Source organism: Gracilimonas mengyeensis (assembly GCF_900182705.1).
Taxonomy (GTDB): Bacteria; Bacteroidota; Rhodothermia; order Balneolales; family Balneolaceae; genus Gracilimonas; species Gracilimonas mengyeensis.
In genome coordinates this window covers 102,164-120,015 of sequence record NZ_FXTP01000002.1, presented here as the reverse complement: position 1 = coordinate 120,015, position 17,852 = coordinate 102,164, and the positions used below count along the sequence as shown (strand labels likewise).

At 45.4% G+C, this 17,852-nt stretch carries 15 protein-coding genes and 1 tRNA gene; 8 read left to right on the top strand and 8 right to left on the bottom strand.

Annotated elements, in window-relative coordinates; genetic code table 11:
* The first annotated feature begins 108 nt into the window (after window positions 1–108).
* On the top strand, window positions 109–765 hold the full coding sequence (locus tag FN815_RS02855) for an energy transducer TonB (protein WP_142453102.1): 657 nt from the start codon (window positions 109–111) through the stop codon (window positions 763–765).
* A 260-nt stretch (window positions 766–1,025) separates the two neighbouring features.
* Here FN815_RS02855 and FN815_RS02850 read toward each other — a convergent pair whose 3' ends face one another.
* The 3 genes from FN815_RS02850 to FN815_RS02840 form a co-directional block, all read right to left on the bottom strand.
* On the bottom strand, window positions 1,026–2,051 hold the full coding sequence (locus FN815_RS02850) for an IS110 family RNA-guided transposase (protein ID WP_142453101.1): 1,026 nt from the start codon (window positions 2,049–2,051) through the stop codon (window positions 1,026–1,028).
* Window positions 2,052–2,418: 367 nt separating this feature from the next.
* A complete protein-coding gene (locus FN815_RS02845) occupies window positions 2,419–2,862 on the bottom strand; it encodes an NUDIX hydrolase (RefSeq protein WP_185957147.1) in 444 nt (147 codons plus the stop codon).
* Window positions 2,855–3,196 (bottom strand): DUF1844 domain-containing protein, encoded by a 342-nt coding sequence (locus tag FN815_RS02840; RefSeq protein ID WP_142453099.1) that lies wholly within the window; start codon window positions 3,194–3,196, stop codon window positions 2,855–2,857. The genes FN815_RS02845 and FN815_RS02840 overlap by 8 nt, the downstream gene beginning before the upstream one ends.
* 118 nt (window positions 3,197–3,314) lie before the next feature.
* Here FN815_RS02840 and FN815_RS02835 point away from each other — a divergent pair, with 118 nt between their 5' ends.
* Both FN815_RS02835 and serC read left to right on the top strand, forming a co-directional pair.
* Window positions 3,315–4,526: a DUF1015 domain-containing protein gene (locus tag FN815_RS02835; RefSeq protein ID WP_142453098.1), complete on the top strand. Its 1,212-nt coding sequence runs from the start codon at window positions 3,315–3,317 to the stop codon at window positions 4,524–4,526.
* A gap of 46 nt (window positions 4,527–4,572) precedes the next feature.
* A complete protein-coding gene (serC, locus tag FN815_RS02830) occupies window positions 4,573–5,655 on the top strand; it encodes a 3-phosphoserine/phosphohydroxythreonine transaminase (RefSeq protein WP_142453097.1) in 1,083 nt (360 codons plus the stop codon).
* A 541-nt stretch (window positions 5,656–6,196) separates the two neighbouring features.
* On the opposite strand, the gene FN815_RS02825 is transcribed toward serC, so the two are convergent.
* A complete protein-coding gene (locus FN815_RS02825; protein ID WP_142453096.1) occupies window positions 6,197–6,790 on the bottom strand; it encodes a rhomboid family intramembrane serine protease in 594 nt (197 codons plus the stop codon).
* 118 nt (window positions 6,791–6,908) lie between these two features.
* Here FN815_RS02825 and FN815_RS02820 point away from each other — a divergent pair.
* From FN815_RS02820 to FN815_RS02810, 3 genes are all read left to right on the top strand, one after another.
* Window positions 6,909–6,980, top strand: a tRNA-Thr gene (locus FN815_RS02820).
* Between the two features lie 290 nt (window positions 6,981–7,270).
* A complete protein-coding gene (locus FN815_RS19200) occupies window positions 7,271–7,966 on the top strand; it encodes a septal ring lytic transglycosylase RlpA family protein (protein ID WP_142453095.1) in 696 nt (231 codons plus the stop codon).
* A gap of 64 nt (window positions 7,967–8,030) precedes the next feature.
* Complete coding sequence (locus FN815_RS02810; RefSeq protein WP_142453094.1) at window positions 8,031–9,509, top strand: phytoene desaturase; 1,479 nt, start codon at window positions 8,031–8,033, stop codon at window positions 9,507–9,509.
* Window positions 9,510–9,545: 36 nt separating this feature from the next.
* On the opposite strand, the gene FN815_RS02805 is transcribed toward FN815_RS02810, so the two are convergent.
* From FN815_RS02805 to sqr, 4 genes are all read right to left on the bottom strand, one after another.
* Complete coding sequence (locus tag FN815_RS02805; RefSeq protein WP_142453093.1) at window positions 9,546–11,744, bottom strand: penicillin acylase family protein; 2,199 nt, start codon at window positions 11,742–11,744, stop codon at window positions 9,546–9,548.
* A gap of 111 nt (window positions 11,745–11,855) precedes the next feature.
* Entirely contained in the window at window positions 11,856–12,377 is a 522-nt protein-coding gene (locus FN815_RS02800; RefSeq protein ID WP_142453092.1) for a DsrE/DsrF/DrsH-like family protein, read from the bottom strand.
* Between the two features lie 15 nt (window positions 12,378–12,392).
* On the bottom strand, window positions 12,393–12,710 hold the full coding sequence (locus FN815_RS02795) for a TusE/DsrC/DsvC family sulfur relay protein (protein WP_142453091.1): 318 nt from the start codon (window positions 12,708–12,710) through the stop codon (window positions 12,393–12,395).
* A gap of 9 nt (window positions 12,711–12,719) precedes the next feature.
* Window positions 12,720–13,997, bottom strand: coding sequence for a type III sulfide quinone reductase, selenoprotein subtype (gene sqr / locus FN815_RS02790; RefSeq protein ID WP_142453090.1), 1,278 nt, complete (start codon window positions 13,995–13,997; stop codon window positions 12,720–12,722).
* 207 nt (window positions 13,998–14,204) lie between these two features.
* Between sqr and FN815_RS02785 the strand changes: the two genes are divergently transcribed.
* Both FN815_RS02785 and FN815_RS02780 read left to right on the top strand, forming a co-directional pair.
* Window positions 14,205–15,767 (top strand): amidase, encoded by a 1,563-nt coding sequence (locus FN815_RS02785; RefSeq protein WP_142453089.1) that lies wholly within the window; start codon window positions 14,205–14,207, stop codon window positions 15,765–15,767.
* Between the two features lie 353 nt (window positions 15,768–16,120).
* Complete coding sequence (locus tag FN815_RS02780; protein ID WP_142453088.1) at window positions 16,121–17,824, top strand: T9SS type A sorting domain-containing protein; 1,704 nt, start codon at window positions 16,121–16,123, stop codon at window positions 17,822–17,824.
* Window positions 17,825–17,852 lie beyond the last annotated feature (28 nt).

The window sequence follows — 17,852 nt, the reverse complement described above, 5'->3', positions numbered from 1 at the left end:
GGTACAAACCTGATATTACTTTAGTTTAGAGAGTAAATAAAGGGTCGACAGTGCTATCACGCTTCATGCACTGAATTTAATCTTAATTAAACAGAGGAGTGTTTGAATATGAAGAATAAGAGAAAATCTCCCAAAGCAGATTTACGGCGCTCTTACACGGTACTTCTTGAAGCAGGTATCATTCTTGCCCTGCTGATCATGATTGTCGTTGTAAAAGTGAATATAGAAGATGAACCACCCAAAGCCGTTGAGTTGGATGAACAGGAAGTAGTGGAAATGGAAGAAGTGGTACAAACCAAACAGGTTGAAACTCCACCTCCACCCCCACGTCCCCCGGTTCCGGTTGAGGTACCAAATGATGAAGTCATTGAGGATGAGGTTATTGATCTCGATGCAGAGTTGAATATGAATCAAAAGATGGACCTCCCACCTCCCCCTGACGACGAAGCAGACGAAGAAGAGGATTTCTTCGTGGTTGTAGAACAGATGCCGAAGTTGAAAGGCGGAATGGCTGAATTACAATCAAACGTAAAATACCCTGAAATGGCACGCCGCGCTGGTATAGAAGGCCGCGTTACCGTTCAGTTTATTGTAAATGAAGAAGGAGAAGTTGAAAACCCCCGCGTAGTTCGTGGTATTGGCGGCGGATGTGATGAAGAAGCCCTTAAAGCCGTTAGACAGGCTGAATTTGAGCCAGGCATGCAACGGGGGCGACCGGTTAGAGTACAGTATTCACTCTCAATTAACTTCCGGTTAGATAACTAAACAATTCAAACACTACTCAAACCAAAAAGGCGCGGCCGAAAATTTCGGTCACGCCTTTTCTATTTAACGTGAGTTCAGTATAAAACCCGTTATTTTAAGGTGTTAATTTTGCCCGCAATTGGGCAACAACGAGGTAATGGTGAGTATCTCGCCATGTCCGGAAGATCCGGTTCTGCGGTTTCGCTGCGCTACATCTTGACCGGGATGACGGGCCTATTTTCGTGTCATTCTTATCTCGAATGCTATGACTTTTTCAAGTATTATGCGGCATTTTTCTGTTGATCAAACCGAGAGGTGTGATTCACTTGGTATTGGCAGCCGCTGTTCCAAATTGCACACATAATTTTGATCAGTTTATTGATAATATTATTTCGCACAATGGGCCAGTTTTTTCCTTCACGTTGTTTGATTTGTTTGTAGTCTCTGAACTTTTTGTAATGTGTGCTGGCCGAACGAGCAGCTAACGTCATGCATTGCCTCATTTGGGAGGCTCCGTGCCCCGAGGAGCGGGTTTGACCTTGTATCGAACTGCCGGAGGTTTTTGAATGGGGAGCAAACCCGAATCGGGAGGCAATCTGTTTGGCATCCAGGGTTTGTTGGCCATAGAACAGAATCAGCCATAACCAGCTGGTTACTTCTCCCACGCCTGGAACACTTTGTAATAACTGGTCATAGGAGCTCATTTGCGGGTGAGAGGCAATCAGATCTTTGATACGTTGCTCAATGGCGGTGATTTGCTCATCATAGCACTGCTGTTGGGCCTGCCAGCTACGGCGAACTTGTTCGCTGACCGTCAAAAGGTGGGTGGATTGGGTCTGCTTGGTCTTTACAGCTGCACGTTGGCGTACCAACCGCCGCCGCTCGGCAACCAGCTGTCGCAAGCACTCTACAGCCTGTGGTGTGGGACGGTACAGATGCAGATGGTCGATATAGCGATCAGCATATTCCGCTAATTTTGCCGCATCATAGGCATCGTCCTTGCGATGATGCTCCGGGGTCACCTTGTCTAATACCGTGGTTTTCTCAACAGCACAGTTCCATCCTGCCGTTTGCAGGAATCCCAACAGACGATCATCATAAATTCCGGTGTTTTCCATGCAAAGAATTGTTGTGGAGCGATCAGCCCCGTGCCTGTCCAGCCATTCGGCAAGTTGTTTAAACCCCTGGGAATCATTATTCACTCGTATGTATTGTTCCAGCGGTCGTAAATAACAATCCAGCCACCCTTTAGATACATCAATGCCTACAAAGTGATTGACTGAATCAGCAAAAGTTGAAGATTCCATAAAAAGATAGGATTTTAAATTTAGGTAGTTAAACCAGCATCATATTACCGCAACTAATTCTATTAGTAGTCTTTTTGCTAGAAGTTTTCCCAGCAAGGACTGGCATGCTATTAAGATTTCGGTAATATAGTACAGCCACAGGGGCTTATTCGAGATATAGAGTCTAATGCTCTGAACTCACGTGTAGCCTTTCTGTGGCTGGCTGGTTATTTATACTAGTAAAAAATAACCAGTTTACTTGTTCTCACAAGTCAGGGGTAGTCTAATAGAACTCACGTTATTTAGTTCAATAGCATATGAAGTTAACTATTGCGCTCCAACGCGGAGCGTGTGGAACGAAGGGTAAATTATCTTAATACCAAACAGCTCATTTTACTATCTGCTCTCTAAAGGTTATTAAGATTTCTTTGAGATTTTTGAAACCTGCTTTCTCGATGGCTTCGGAAAGGGGCACCCATTGTACCTTTGTGATCCCTTCGTTTTCCTGTGGCTCGAACGATGTGTTTTGCCCTGTTAAAATCATGGTAAACCAGTGGGTTGTTTTCCCAATCTGATTTCCTTTTTCAGAATACTCATGGTAAGTAGTTCCAGTTTTAGCAACTATACAAGGCAAGGCACAACCCACTTCTTCTGCTACTTCCCTCACCGCACATTGGGCTACACTCTCTGAGGGTTCAAGCTTACCCTTGGGCAGGTCCCATACGCCATTACGAAATATCATAAGCACATGGGGATCACGGGTATCTGTAACTTGACGAAAAACAACCCCACCGGCAGCTTCTACCGGCTGTATATCTGTTTGATCAGGCATCTTCCTTATTGTTGTCTTCCTGTCCGGCTTCTGCTTCATCCTGCTTAGCATTTTTAGATTCCTCAGCATAGTTGAGGCGCAGATTTGTCAGTGTTTGCTCTAAATAATCGGAGGCTTCTTTGCCCAAATTTCCTTTGGTATACTTTTTCAACATCCCCAAAGTATCAATCGCATACTTGGCAGAAGATAAGTCCTTTTCCATCTGCTCAGTTGCAGGATTTTGAAGTTTCCCCATCCCCATCATAGCAATCTGTTGATGCTGTTGAATTAACATCATAAACAGCAATTGTTCCTGCTGTTCTTCATTCAGATTTTTGTTTTGATAATTATCCATTCCTGTTCTCCTTTATCATTTTATAATTATTACGAAAATTCAAATCTGTGAAAATATATAAAGTTCAATTTTATGTACATTCCATGCCTCTTAAATCATCAATAAAAAAATTTCTTGTATGGCCGTTGTAAAGCCTTTTAAAGCATGGAGACCTAAACCTGAAACCGCCCAGGAAGCTGCCTGTGTGCCTTATGATGTTATCAACACCCGTGAGGCCCGTGATCTGGCTGAAAATAAGCCCAAAAGCTTCCTTCACGTTATTCGCCCGGAAATTGATTTACCGGAAAACACTTCGGTTTACGATCCAAAAGTGTACGAACAAGGTCGCAAAAACCTTGCCAGCCTCCTTCAGTCTGACATTTATTTCCAGGAAGAAGAAAACGCCCTGTATATCTACCGGCTTATAATGGACGGACGCTCGCAAACCGGCGTTTTCGGATGCGTTAGTGTGGATGATTATAACAACGAAGTAATCCTGAAGCATGAGCTTACCCGGCCTGACAAAGAGAATGACCGCACCAAGCATATCATCACACAAGAAGCCCACGCTGAACCCGTAATGCTTTCTTTTCGTGATCCCGGCGGTGTTACCAACTTCATGAATTCATATATGGAAGACAATGATCCCATCTATGATTTTGAAGCCGAAGACGGAGTAAAGCATACTATTTGGAAAGTGAAAAATGCCGATGAGTTAAGCTCTGTTTTTGATGAGATTCCAACATTGTATGTGGCTGATGGCCATCACCGTTGTGCTAGTGCATCCCGGGCTGCTAAAGAACAGGCGTCTCATAACCCTGAACATGATAGCAGTGAAGAATACAATTTCTTCCCGGCGGTGTTATTCCCCATGAACCAAATGCACATCATGGCCTACAACCGAATTGTGTATTCTATACCGGATAATTTCCTTGATCAGCTTTCTGAAGAATTTGAGGTAAAGAAAAATGCCAAGCCGGTTCCTCCCAAAAAGGGAATGATTTCTTTATATGTGAATGACAACTGGTACGGACTTACTTTGAAAGCGCCCGCTAACAATGATCCTGCTTCGCAGCTTGATGTATCGCTTTTGCAGGAACAGATTCTGGAGCCTATTTTAAGCATCAAAGACCAGCGTACCGACCCCAATATTGATTTTGTGGGTGGTATCCGTGGAACCGATGAGCTGGAAAAACTGGTTGATAATGGTGAAGCCGCCCTTGGCATAAGCTTGTATCCCACCAGCATTAAAGAATTAATGGACGTGTCGGATGCGGGGCAGCTAATGCCACCTAAATCTACCTGGTTTGAACCCAAACTGCGATCGGGTCTATTAATTCATACCTTTTAGTACTAATTTTCACACTCACTCTAACTAAACTCTCATACTTACCAACATGAAACGTGTACATAATTTTAGTGCCGGTCCAGCCGTACTTCCTTTAGAAGTTCTAAAAAAAGCCCAGGAAGAATTACCAAGCTATGGTGATACCGGCACCTCCATCATGGAGCAGAGTCACCGCGGAAAAGCCTATTCTCAAATTGATGCCGAAGCCAAAGAACGCCTAAACCGAATCCTTGGGCTGGATGATAAATTTCATATCCTGTTTTTACAGGGTGGAGCCAGCCAGCAGTTCATGCAGGTTCCTTACAATCTTTTAGGGGATGATGAGACGGCCGATTACATTGATACCGGCAGGTGGTCAGCCAAAGCCATCACAGAAGCCGAGATCTTTGGTAAAGTGCATGTACCTTTTTCCAGTGCGGATGATAACTACACACATGTACCAACTTCTGCCGACCAGTTAGACCTTACTGAAGGCGCCAAGTACGTGCATATCACATCCAACAATACCGTAGTTGGTACGCAATTACCTACCGAACCGGAAACCAATGGCGTGCCGCTGGTTTGTGATGCCTCTTCCGATTTTCTGTCCCGACCTATCGACGTAGACAAGTATGGAATTATTTACGCAGGTGCACAGAAAAACCTGGGACCAGCCGGTGTAACAGTTGTTCTGGTAAACAAAGAGTTTATAAAAGGGCAAGCTGACCGGGACATCCCAACGTTGCTGGATTATACTACGCACACGGAGAAAATCTTTAATACCCCTCCAACTTTTGCCGTTTATATGGTGAACCTGGTTCTGGAGTGGGTTGAAGAAAAAGGCGGCCTGGATTACTTCCAGAAGGTAAACAACCAAAAAGCTGAGTTACTTTACAGCACTATTGACTCCGATGATTTCTATCGCGGTACGGCCAAGCTGGATTCCCGTTCAAAAATGAACGTGACTTTCCGCCTGCCATCTGAAGAGCTGGAAGCTCAGTTCTTAGCCGAAGCAGCTAAGCATGACTTAGTTGCCCTGAAAGGCCACCGAAGCGTGGGCGGTGTACGAGCAAGCATCTACAATGCCTGCCCAATGGAATCTGTACAGGCACTGGTTGATTTCATGAAGCAATTCCGTAGCGAAAACGGATAATTTTCTCTCTTCTTTATAGAAGAATTATAAGGCGCTGCGTAATACGCAGTGCCTTTTTTTATTACTGTTTCAATAACCGCAAAGATCGCCAAGTGTACAAAGAACTTTAAGCGTCGGTACATCATAAGAATTCAGGTCAATAATATATACAACTATCTCCCTTTATAAGAGTGAGGGGTTCATTATAAAACAACGGTGACCAACCTCCGGCAAGCTATTCCACCTGCCTGCTATCCGGGCGGAGGTTTATCAGTTCACATTGTTTTGGGCTACCCACCAGTTGATCCTATGGATCATTTACCGTTCCTTCGGAACGTTTGGTCGGTAGGTACAAAGAAGCAAAGCAAAAAAATTTTCGCCCGGATGGATTGGCGGGAATAATAGGTAATCGAAAATTGGGTTTGTATTACTGCGTTTTAGATTTAAAGGCTCTTTTATGATAACTGCAGCAGCCCTCCCCAGGATAAACAAGCTTTTCCTCTAACGGGAGATGATCAAGGAGAGGGTGGTGTAACTAATTCCCCTTATTTCCTCCACTCCCTCAAATCAACCCAAATACACTTAAGAAATGATCAATGGTATTTGGGACAAAGACGATGAGATATAAAAATCCCCAAATGGCGCCGGCAATATGAGCTTCGTGGTTTACGCGTCCCTCCCTTTTGCTGGCCCACACGCTGTAAACGAGGAACAATACGCCAAATATGATAGCGGGAATGCCTATTGGAATAAACATGATATAAATGGGATCGAGTGGAAAAAGAAGGATAAACCCAAACAATACACTTTCTACGGCTCCCGAAGCTCCTACCGTGGCAAATTCGGGATTATCCTTATGACGATAAAGCGAGGGAAGGCTGGATACAATCAATCCGCTAAAGTAAAGCGTAAAAAAATGTCCCTGACCAATAGAACGCTCAAGTACCATACCAAAGAAAAACAGCACAAACATATTCAGGAAAAGATGGCCAATCCCGGCATGGATAAATCCGGAAGAAATAAGTTCGTACCAGGTATTTTCGCGCACAACCCGGTAAGGGATCATCATGCCTTTATTGAAAAGTTGGGGGATAGCAAACAATGCAGCCAAAGAAATAACGACGTTGGCCGCAATCAGGATAAGGGTTACCGACATCTTTTTCTTTTTAAGGTAAGAGGAATACAAAACTGTTGCAGAAATTTCAGAAAGAATCGTAAATTTGGGATCTATTCAATGAAGCTCAGTGGTAGAGTCCCTACACCTGAGCCGATAAGCCGAAGTAGCTCAGTGGTAGAGCAATTCTCTCGTAAAGAATAGGTCGTCGGTTCAAATCCGATCTTCGGCTCTTTTCTATTTCAACGCAAACCCATTTGATCTTTTGAGGTTACACCTCAAAAGTAAAAGCCAGGCAAGGTTGTACCTTGCACTGTCCCGCCCCCTGATTTTTCGCAGCATGTTAGCTGCTCAAAATCGGTCCCTCCAAAGGGACACACGTTCAAGATTGAGACTCATATCGAGGCCCAGAGAAACCTGATCATTTTCAAAACTTCTAACATGCCGATATTAGCGCATGAAAATCATTATAGCATCTCACCGCTCAGCAGAATATATTTTTAGCCAACTATTATCATCTGCATGCAATCACTTTTAAAAATATTACTAATCAGCGCACTGGCTGTATTCCTGGCATCGTGCGGCGTTACTCGCAAGGGGACCGATCCGGAAAAAAAACCGCCACCAGCTCCACGAGTAGAGGTATCTGATGCGGATGAGTTGCCTATGGTGGAACATGGCGTCGCAAGCTGGTACGGGCCAAATTTTGATGGCAAGCTAACCGCCAATGGGGAAATTTACGACATGAATGGCGTCACCGCGGCACACCGCACCATTCCTTTTGGTACTATTTTATTGGTAGAGAATATCGATAACGGAAAATCGGTACAAGTACGTGTAAACGACCGCGGCCCATATGCCAAAGACCGCATCATCGACCTTTCCAAAGGGGCGGCAGAAGCCATAGAAATGATTGGCCCCGGTACCGCTAATGTACAGCTCTACTTGGTAGAGGGGGATCTTGAAAACTCACGCATTACCGACATCAAAGTGCCCACCTATACCGTGCAGCTGGGCTCTTATCAGGAGAAAAGTCAAGCCGAGAAACGGCAAAAACAGATCAATGGCTCATGGATTGAACCTGTTTCTTCAAACAATAAAATCATGTATCGTTTATACTATGGAAACTTTACCGATCCGGATGAAGCCAGGGAAGAAATGCGTCGGCTCAGGCGTTCAGGTCACGACGGTTTTGTGAAGCAAATAGAAAATAACTGATCCTTTCGGGATTGATATCCGGCGTTTTTCGGTTACGAGCACAGAACTTGAAAAGAACGCAGTTATGAAAAAGAAGATCATTGTTATTGGAAGCGGATTTGGCGGACTTGGAGCGGCTTCCCGGTTGCTTTCCGCCGGCCACGACGTAACCATTCTGGAAAAAAGAGATAAGCTGGGCGGACGTGCCTACGTCTATGAAATCAATGGGTTTAAATTTGATGGCGGACCTACGGTAATCACCGCCCCTTTCATGTTTGATGACATTTTCGAGGCTGCCGGCAAAAAGCGAGAAGAATACGTTAAATTTGTTCCCTGCAATCCTTTTTACCGGATTTTTGATGCCGAGGGCAAAAGCTTCGACTACAACAATGATCATGAGTTTACCCTGAAAGAAATCCGCAAGCGTAACCCGGGCGATGTGGAAGGCTATGAGAAATTCATCAAAACCACCAAGGCTATTTTTGACAAAGGCTTTGTGGAACTCGCCGATCAGCCTTTTTTGAAATTCACGGATATGCTGAAGGTTGCCCCGGACTTGATTAAGCTGCAATCTTATAAAACGGTGTATAAATACGTGGAGCAGTTTATTGATGATGAGTTCCTGAAACGCTGCTTTTCATTTCATCCTTTACTGGTAGGCGGCAATCCTTTTGATACCACTTCTATTTATGCCATGATCCACTACCTGGAACGCGAATGGGGCGTCCATTATGCCATGGGTGGAACCGGGGCCATTGTTGATGCCCTGGAGAAACTGATCCGGGAACAGGGCGGTAAGATTCAAACAGAAGCCGAAGTGGATGAAATCCTGATCGAAAACGGATCCGCCAAAGGGGTACGCCTCAAAAACGGGGAAAAGCTGATGGCCGATGAAGTGGTTTCCAATGCCGATGTGGCCTTCACCTACAAAAACCTCATCAACCCCAAACACCGTAAGAAGTACACCGATCGCAAAATCGAGCGGACTAAGTACAGTATGTCCCTATTTGTGATCTATTTTGGTACCAAGAAACGATACTTGGACTCCGAGCTGGCCCATCACAATATCATTCTTGGGGAGCGCTATGAGGAGTTGCTCAAGGATATCTTTCATAAAAAAGAGCTGGCGGAGGATTTCTCTCTCTACCTGCATATGCCTACCATCACCGACCCGTCGATGGCGCCGGAAGGCTGTGAAGGATTTTATGTGCTCTCTCCCGTGCCCCATCTCGACAGCGGTACAGACTGGAACGAAATGGCCCCGAAATACCGCGATGCTATCATGGATTTCCTTGAAGAAAACTATCTGCCCGACCTGCAGGAAAACATCATTGCCGAACATTATATCGATCCACTCCACTTCCAGAATGTACTGAACAGCTACAAGGGATCAGCTTTTTCAGTGGAACCTATCCTGACGCAATCGGCCTGGTTCCGTCCGCACAACAAAAGCGAAGATGTGGATAATCTCTATTTTGTAGGTGCAGGCACCCATCCCGGGGCCGGATTGCCAGGCGTACTTTCTTCCTCCATCATTGCACAGGATTTGATCGGTAAAGCTTAGTTCGATACACAGGCGTTCATCATCCCGGACAAAACGTTAAAGGCTTACTTGTCCCGGGATGATGCCCTGCTCTTCTCCGGGTTGATATTGCTTTACTGCTCGGGCCTCTACCTCTTCACGGTAAAAAGGCACCTCCCGGAAATTTCCCTCTGCATATCGCAGAGACTGATCGTTAAAATGAAGTGAATTTGGTTCTGCACTTTGTCCACCCACCAGCAAGCCCTTGGCTTTTACACGCTCTCCAAATTCTACCACCGCCACAAAACTGTTCCCTGAGGTTCCGTACATCTTTTTGGTGTGATACTGATCGGAGCCATACGAGGCCAGCGCTCCCCACCGGCCAGAAGCAAGCCCTACAGGTACGCTTTGCTTATCATCATCAAAAGCATACTCACCGGTATCAGGCCTTTGATAGCGGTTGATACTGCCCCAAGCTAAGTTCCAATCGCCAAAATCTTCTCTGAGCTGTTTAAGGGCTTCTTCAAAAATATAGAGCCGGTCTTCGGGGGATAATTGCGCTCCATAAAACTGGATACGCTCTATCGCGGACAGTCCGGCCGGGGCTTTATTAGTCCAAATAGTGTGCATGCCGTAAAAATGTGCCAAGGTCATGGCCACAGATTCTTTGGACGTGTGATAATCCCAGTTTCTCAGGTATTCAATGGCTTTGCCCATTTCTTCATCTTGCATTGCACTTTGATCAAAAGCCTCCACCAAGCCTGGAATCAGGATCTCAAAAGCCGGCAAATAGGAATCATAAGCAAGGGCAATTAAGCTATCAAGCGTCAGGTTATTTGATTTATTAAGCAAGGATATGGCATGCTCAGCTCTCAGGTTTTGGGCTTCAGGAGCCATATAGCTAGGATAGTCTTCTTTATCAGGACTGCTTTTCCCCGCGGCTTCAAAAGGGGTGGAATTACAGTTTTGTAACCACCCGTTTTCCGGGTTGATGATAGTCACCATCTCTTCCAAGGTATGTAAACCCTGCCAATCGTTAGCCGGTTTACTGCCATCCTCTGCCCAGCTGTAATCCAGGTCCGGATTTCGCACCGGCATAAAATTGCCATGATAATAGGCGATGTTTCCATCCGCATCCGCATACACCGTATGACCGGAGGCGTTCGCCCTAAGATCCATCACCCCATGAAATTCATCGTAACTTCGCGATTTGGTTTGAAGAAAGGATTGCTCAAGGGTTTTAGCCGGGTTCCACATCATAGCCGTCACGGTCCATTTTCCATCCTCGGTATGGGTAACCGGTCCGCGGTGCGTACGGTATATGGTAAATGCTTCCTGCTGCTGAAGGGAATCCTGCAGGTAATGAAGCTTCACTTCACGTCTTTCCAGCGGTAACCATATATCACCATACCGGTAGACGGGCAGGCCGTTCCGTTCGGTAATTTCCTGTACAAAAGTATCCACCACATCGGCGCCGGAAGCGGTGTGCATCCATCCTGCTTTTTCATTAAATCCCTGGTACACAAAAAACTGTCCCCATACTACCGCTCCGTACACATTCAATCCCTCATCGCTAACCACATGCATTTCACCCCGCTTATAAAAAGAAGTATGTGGGTTGATGAGCAACAGTGGATTTCCTGAAGCAGTACGCTCTCCGGAGATAGCAAAACCGTTAGAACCTTTAGGTTCAGCATAAGGATCTTCCTCCTCTTCGGGGGAATATATTGCAGCGTAATCCTCTTCATAAAAAGCCTTCAATCCCCAAACAGAAATCCGGTCCAGAGTCCCCCCAATGGTACCATCTGCAAAATAGAGGGGCATCCAGGGTTCAAATTTGGTGATAAGTTGGGGCTGTACTTCAGGATGAGTGAAGAGGTAATAATTAAGGCCATCCGCCCAGGCCTGACATAACTCCTGCAACCACTCCGGGGCTTCTTCGAAATGCTGAAGTGCTTCTTCCCGTGTCATATAGAGTTGCGATCTCAAGTCGCTATATAAAGCATACTCTCCTTCGATCTTTGCTAATTGCCCTGTGGCTCGAATGTAATTTCGCTCGATTTCGGGGAAGTTATCTTCCGCCTGGGCATACATCATTGCAAAAATGGCATCGGCATCCGTCTGGCCATAGATATGAGGAATACCGAAATCATCACGGATAATTTCCGATTGGGAAGCGTGCCGGTTCCATCGGCTTACTTCGGGATTCTGTTCCTCTGATGTGAAACCGAAAAAGGCAAATACCAGCAAAAAGAAAAGCAGGTTGAGCTTTCTCATGACTTCCTAATTTGAAATGCCCTGCCCCTTTGAGGGAGCTAACTTAAATTAGTATAGCTCCCTGATGTGAACGTTTGATGAACCAGCTTGCCGGTAAAACGCCTTCTTCTATCAGGTAAAAATAATCTGCGATCCAGCCGACTTTTCATAAAATTCACCTACGGAAATAACGCCATCTACCTGCTCACAAAAATCACTTTCCTCCAGATGGAACATATCCACCGTTGCACGGCAAGCGTAGATTTCTGCACCGGTGTCATGGATCATTTCTATGAATTCACGAACCGGAGGTATATCCAGCTTTTCTATCTCCTTCTTCATTTTCTTCGTGGCGAAAGCAGACATTCCCGGCAGCCCCCCAATCATGGTAGGGATATGCATGGCGGGGTTACCTACGGTAGCTACTTTCAGCTTATCCATCCGTTTATCTATGATGGCATCCAGCCCGAAGAACGTAAAAAAGATCGTGGCTTCTATCCCTTCCATGCGGGCACCATTGGCCATAATCAGGCCGGGGTACACTTCCTCCAACGAGCCCTTGGAAATGATGATGGATACTTTTTCTATGGGTTTGGGAGCCGCTGTTGCTTGCTCCTCCCCGTTTTTTTGATCATGAGTTACGAATTTAGTCATCACAACCTCCGTGTTTTAAATACAACCTTTTGGTTTAGGCAGGCCAGCTACTTTGGCCGCTTTCTTGGCCGGACCTTTAGGAAATAGCTGATATAGTTCTTTGGTAGATACACCGCTTTCTTTGGTAAGCTTTCGAATAGAAGGAGCATCTCCGTTTTTTTCGAACTCTTCCCTGATGTAATTAATCACTTCCCAGTGGCGATCAGTGAGTGCTCCTATGCCTTCGTGATCCGCCAGGTCTTGGGCTAGTTCTTCGTTCCAATCTTCCAGGTTGGCAAGATGGCCGTCCTGATCTAATACAATTGTTTTCTCTGTGTTTGCTTCAGTAGACATTTTTATACCTCAATGATGATTTAGATGTAGTGTTTTAGTTTTTTGGGGTTCTATGTCTGGCATTTCCTTTCCTGCCATCGACATTTGAGACTCCAGTGGCAGTTCCCTTCCTTTAATCAGCGCATTCCAGTACAACCACTTAAATCCCACTTTACCCAGGTGGTTCATGCGTGTTTCTTTCAGCAATGAAAACGGACCCACTCCGGGGATCGGAAACTTGCCGGGCAATGGTTCCACGTCGTAGTTGAAGTCGATAAGCAAACCCTTACCGTTACCTGATTCGATAAAGCAATTGGCGTGGCCGTCAAACATTTGCTTCATCGGCTCACCATGAATGACAGACATCAGGTTTTCAAAGAGAACTTCAGACTCAAAGTGAGCTACCGATCCGGCTTTGGAAGAAGGCAAATTGGTCGCATCCCCGATCACAAAAATATTTTCATGCGCTTCGGATTGGAGCGTGTGCTTATTGGTAGGCACAAAGTTTAGTTCGTCTCCGAGACCGCTTCGCTCAATGGCTTTACTGCCCATATTGGTCGGTATAGCCACCAAAAGATCGAAGTCTACCTCGCGTTCGTCCCAGGAGATGATTTTCTTCTGCTCGTTATCCACCCGTCCAATATTAAACTCGGTCACCAGATTGATACCTTTTTCATCCAAAAAACCACCCAATGATTTTGCTGCCACCGGTTTGGTGAAAGCAGCATCCAAAGGAGTTACCAGGGTGATATCTACTTTATTCCGTATTCCTTTCTTCTTGAAAAAATCATCCGCCAAAAAAACAAACTCCAGGGGTGCTACCGGACACTTGATGGGCATTTCCGCAATATTCAGCACCATCTTTCCGCCTTCCCAATCCTTTAAAAATTCTGCCAGGGCTACCGCTCCCTCCACGGTATAAAAATCAAATATAGATTTATGCCACAGATCTTCATTCATTCCTTCAATTTCATCGGGGCAAATCTCTGTGCCGGTAGCTATAATTAGGTAGTTGTAGTAAAGCGTTTGTCCATTATCCAGGTGCACTTTGTTTTGTTCCGCATCAATACGGTCAATGGCTGAATAAATAACCTCTGCTTCTTTAGGAAAGAATTTTTTCTTTGGCTTGATGACATCCTTCTTGTCATATATCCCAAATGGGATGAACAAAAAACCCGGTTGGTAATAATGCTCTTCTTCTTTATCCACAATGGTAAGTTTCCACTCTTTGGGATCGAGTGCTTTGCTGAGTTTATTCAGCATCATCGTTCCTGCTGTACCGGCTCCTAAAATCACTAAACGTTTCATGGTTCCTTCCCCAACTATGTTTATTCAATAATTATCTTGAATGATTGTATTAAATAATTGTGAACATCAGATGAATTTCTGTCAATACTGGCGATTAGTTTATCTCCAGAAGAAAAGTGCTTGTAAAAAAATGATGGTTGCGCTGGATAGGCTCCTCTCATCTTGTATATTCACTGGACTCTCAACTATTAAATCATCTCAATGATCATGAAGAAGTTCTGTTTCATACTTTTTGTACTACCCATTTTTTTCCTGGCCTGTCAGCCTCAATCGGGCTATCACAAATTAAATCTGGAAGAAATTACAGTTACAGAATTACAGGAAGGCTATGAACGGGGTGATTTCACCATTGCCGAGGTCACTGATGCCTACCTGAAACGGATTGAAGCCATTGACCAGTTTGGGCCACAGCTCAACTCCATGCTCTATATCAACCCAAAAGCTGTAGAAACCGCAAAAAAACTGGATGAGGAATGGGCAAATGGCAACGTACGCGGTCCGCTACATGGCGTACCTGTAGTTTTAAAAGACAACATTGATACCGATGATATGCCGACCACGGCGGGTGCTAATATTATGGACGGCTCGGTTCCTGACCAGGATGCCTTTATCACTGCCAAATTAAGAGAAGCCGGAGCCGTCATTTTGGGCAAAGCTAACCTGAGTGAATGGGCCAATTTTCACAGCAGCTTTTCATCCAGTGGCTGGAGCGCTCTGGGCGGCCAAGTGCATAATCCCTATGACTTAACCCGCAATCCTTGTGGATCAAGCTCTGGGCCCGGTGCCGCTATTTCCGCCAATCTTGCTGTCATCGCTATTGGTTCAGAAACCAATGGCTCCATCACCTGCCCTTCTTCAGCCAATGGCATTGTTGGGATCAAACCAACCGTGGGATTATTAAGCCGCAGTGGTATCATCCCCATTTCTTACACCCAGGATACCGCCGGGCCCATGACCCGCACCGTAACCGATGCTGCCATAGCTTTAGGCGCCATGGTTGGGATGGATGAAAGCGATGGCAAAACACTTGCCAGCGAAGGCAACTTTCACACCGATTATACTCAGTTCCTCAATGCTGATGGATTGCAAGGCAAGCGCATTGGCTTCTGGACCGGTCCGCTTGGAAACCATCATCGCGTGGATACTTTGATGTACCAGACGCGCCGCTTTCTGGAGGAACAGGGAGCCACGGTGATTGATATAGACCAGGTAAGTGGAGAAAATGTTGGGGGAGACTCTTTCCAGGTCCTCCTTTATGAATTCAAAGACGGGTTGAACAAGTATTTCGCCTCTTTGGGGGATGATGCGCCAGTTAAAAATATGGACGAACTGGTAGATTCTACGCTCGCCGACTCCGCGGAAATGCAATTTTTCGATCACGACCTGCTAATCATGGCAAATGAAAAAGGTAATTTAGAATCTGAGGAATATACCGAGGCTTTGGAACGCATGATGAAATTCACACGGGAAGAAGGCATCGATAAGGTTATGGAAGAACATGATCTGGATGCCATTGTTGGTCCTACGGGTGGTCCGGCCTGGAAAACCGACCTCACCAATGGCGACAACTTTGCAGTGTCCTCCAGTTCACCGGCAGCACGCGCCGGCTATCCCAATATCACCGTACCCATGGGCTATATTGATGGCCTGCCGGTTGGCATCTCCTTTTTTGGACGTGCCTGGAGTGAGCCGGTGTTAATTGAAATCGCCTATGGCTTTGAACAAGCTACACAAGTTCGAAGAGTGCCTGAATTCCGGAACGGCAACTAAACGCTGCCTTTGTTTTCAATTGAAATTGCAGATTATTTGTCAACGTCCAAGCACAAGTAATCTGCAATATTTGGTCTGTATTTTTTCCAGCCCCCTACTGTTGACATTGTTTTACTGTGAAAATTATCCTCCCTTCCTCTCATAATTTGTCCACACTTCTTAAATCCCTCCTTTCTTTCTACAACTATACAAATTCGAATAATCATCATTTAAAACCAATATGCCCTGGTTTTTCTTAATCAGTGAAGCTCAGACTTTAGATTGAACAAAATTTGCCTAAAAAAATTAAAATTTTTGTCTTATCTGAATTTGTTATTTCTTAGGGTAAATTGAAGCCTAACTCACTTCCTATTATGCGAAAATATATCCTATGGTCACTTTTTGTCTTAATTCCAACATTGATTACAGCCCAGAACCAATCTCCCCAGGTTCATGATTCAAGCCTTGGGCTTCGGGCCGTGGCACAAACACCCAGTGCGCCGGTCAAAATTGCACACAACCCTACCGACGGCTATTTATATGTACTCACCCAGTCCTCGGGAATTCACCGCGTAGATGTGGAAGCAAATACCATCACTCAAGTGCAAACTGCTTCTGAGCTTGGTATTGAAGATGCTCAGGGACTTACCATTTCGTCAGATGGCACCTTCTACCTGGTAGGCAATAATCCTGATACAGAAAATGCCACGAACATTGTTTACATAAAAAGAGGTGTTATAGACGGGGACGCCTGGACGTGGTCAACCGTAGCCACTACTGCCCCCTACCCACTAAGCAATACCGATTTTGATCACATCATGAATGAAATCAAGATTGGGCCGAATGACGAATATCTTTATATCAATAGCGGCTCACGCACCGACCACGGTGAGGAACAAGCTGTTTGGGGAGAAGGGTATCCTGACGAAGGCTTGTATCCCGGCACTCGCGAAGTCCCTCTCACCGCTAAAATCCTGAAGGTTCCCGCCGATTCCACCGATCTTTTTCTTGAAAATGACCTTAACTACCTAAATGCAAATGGATACATCTTTGCCGAGGGTACCCGAAATAGCTTTGGACTAGCTTTTGACGGAGAAGGCCGGCTTTTTTCTGCTGATAATGCCGGCGAACGTGACGATCCCGGTGAATTCAATTGGCTGCAGGAAGGCAAACATTACGGTTTCCCATGGCGCATTGGAGGCAATGACACGCCTATGCAGTTTGAAGGCTACAACCCCGAAGAAGACCTGTTACTCTCTACTGATTCGAGAGATGCCATCTTTTATAATGACCCCGACTATCCGGCCCCTCCCGAAGATCTTGAGTTTACAGAACCTATTTTGAATTACGGCCCGGATGGCGTTAACTATAAAGATGCCGAGACCGGGGAAGTACTGGATGCCAGCGCACAAGATACTGCCATTGCTTCCTTTACCGGCCACCGTTCTTCCTTAGGGCTCGTTTTTGATGCTGATAGTGCCCTATCTGGAAATTATACCGGTGATGGCTTTGTGCTGGCATTTACCGGTGGCAATGATCCCTACTTTTTACTGCAACACATGAATGATCCCGGCGAAGACCTTTTGCATCTTGAACTCACACCTTCCGGTGATACCTTTACCATGAACAGTACCCGCATTGCCAGTGGATTTCTCAACCCCATTGATTCCGAAATTGTTGGTGATAAGATTTACGTGCTGGAATTTAAAAACAGCTGGCTGAATGGATGGAGCCAAACGCACATCTGGGAAGTGGATTTTTCAGGAATGTCTACCAGTATCAACGAGACCTCACCCACACCACCTCCGGCATTTGCCCTGGATCAAAACTATCCCAACCCTTTTAACCCTGTTACGGTGATTACCTATAAACTACCTGTAAAAAGCGAAGTTACGCTTGAGGTGTTCGACATAGCAGGAAGAAAAGTCACCACGCTCTTAGACCAACCTCAATTTGCAGGAACGCATACCGTCAATTTTGATGCCGGCCATCTTTCAAGTGGAGTCTATTTTTATAAACTGAGCGTTACAGGCTCTCAATCTTTTACCAAGGTTCGCAAAATGACCTTGCTTAAGTAATTAAACTCCGGTTATTGTCTTTTTTAAT

Coding starts and splice junctions, on each gene's coding strand:
- FN815_RS02855 (WP_142453102.1), top strand. CDS start 109: ATGAAGAATAAGAGAAAATCTCCCAAAGCAGATTTACGGCGCTCTTAC.
- FN815_RS02850 (WP_142453101.1), bottom strand. CDS start 2,051: ATGGAATCTTCAACTTTTGCTGATTCAGTCAATCACTTTGTAGGCATT.
- FN815_RS02845 (WP_185957147.1), bottom strand. CDS start 2,862: ATGCCTGATCAAACAGATATACAGCCGGTAGAAGCTGCCGGTGGGGTT.
- FN815_RS02840 (WP_142453099.1), bottom strand. CDS start 3,196: ATGGATAATTATCAAAACAAAAATCTGAATGAAGAACAGCAGGAACAA.
- FN815_RS02835 (WP_142453098.1), top strand. CDS start 3,315: ATGGCCGTTGTAAAGCCTTTTAAAGCATGGAGACCTAAACCTGAAACC.
- serC (WP_142453097.1), top strand. CDS start 4,573: ATGAAACGTGTACATAATTTTAGTGCCGGTCCAGCCGTACTTCCTTTA.
- FN815_RS02825 (WP_142453096.1), bottom strand. CDS start 6,790: ATGTCGGTAACCCTTATCCTGATTGCGGCCAACGTCGTTATTTCTTTG.
- FN815_RS19200 (WP_142453095.1), top strand. CDS start 7,271: ATGCAATCACTTTTAAAAATATTACTAATCAGCGCACTGGCTGTATTC.
- FN815_RS02810 (WP_142453094.1), top strand. CDS start 8,031: ATGAAAAAGAAGATCATTGTTATTGGAAGCGGATTTGGCGGACTTGGA.
- FN815_RS02805 (WP_142453093.1), bottom strand. CDS start 11,744: ATGAGAAAGCTCAACCTGCTTTTCTTTTTGCTGGTATTTGCCTTTTTC.
- FN815_RS02800 (WP_142453092.1), bottom strand. CDS start 12,377: ATGACTAAATTCGTAACTCATGATCAAAAAAACGGGGAGGAGCAAGCA.
- FN815_RS02795 (WP_142453091.1), bottom strand. CDS start 12,710: ATGTCTACTGAAGCAAACACAGAGAAAACAATTGTATTAGATCAGGAC.
- sqr (WP_142453090.1), bottom strand. CDS start 13,997: ATGAAACGTTTAGTGATTTTAGGAGCCGGTACAGCAGGAACGATGATG.
- FN815_RS02785 (WP_142453089.1), top strand. CDS start 14,205: ATGAAGAAGTTCTGTTTCATACTTTTTGTACTACCCATTTTTTTCCTG.
- FN815_RS02780 (WP_142453088.1), top strand. CDS start 16,121: ATGCGAAAATATATCCTATGGTCACTTTTTGTCTTAATTCCAACATTG.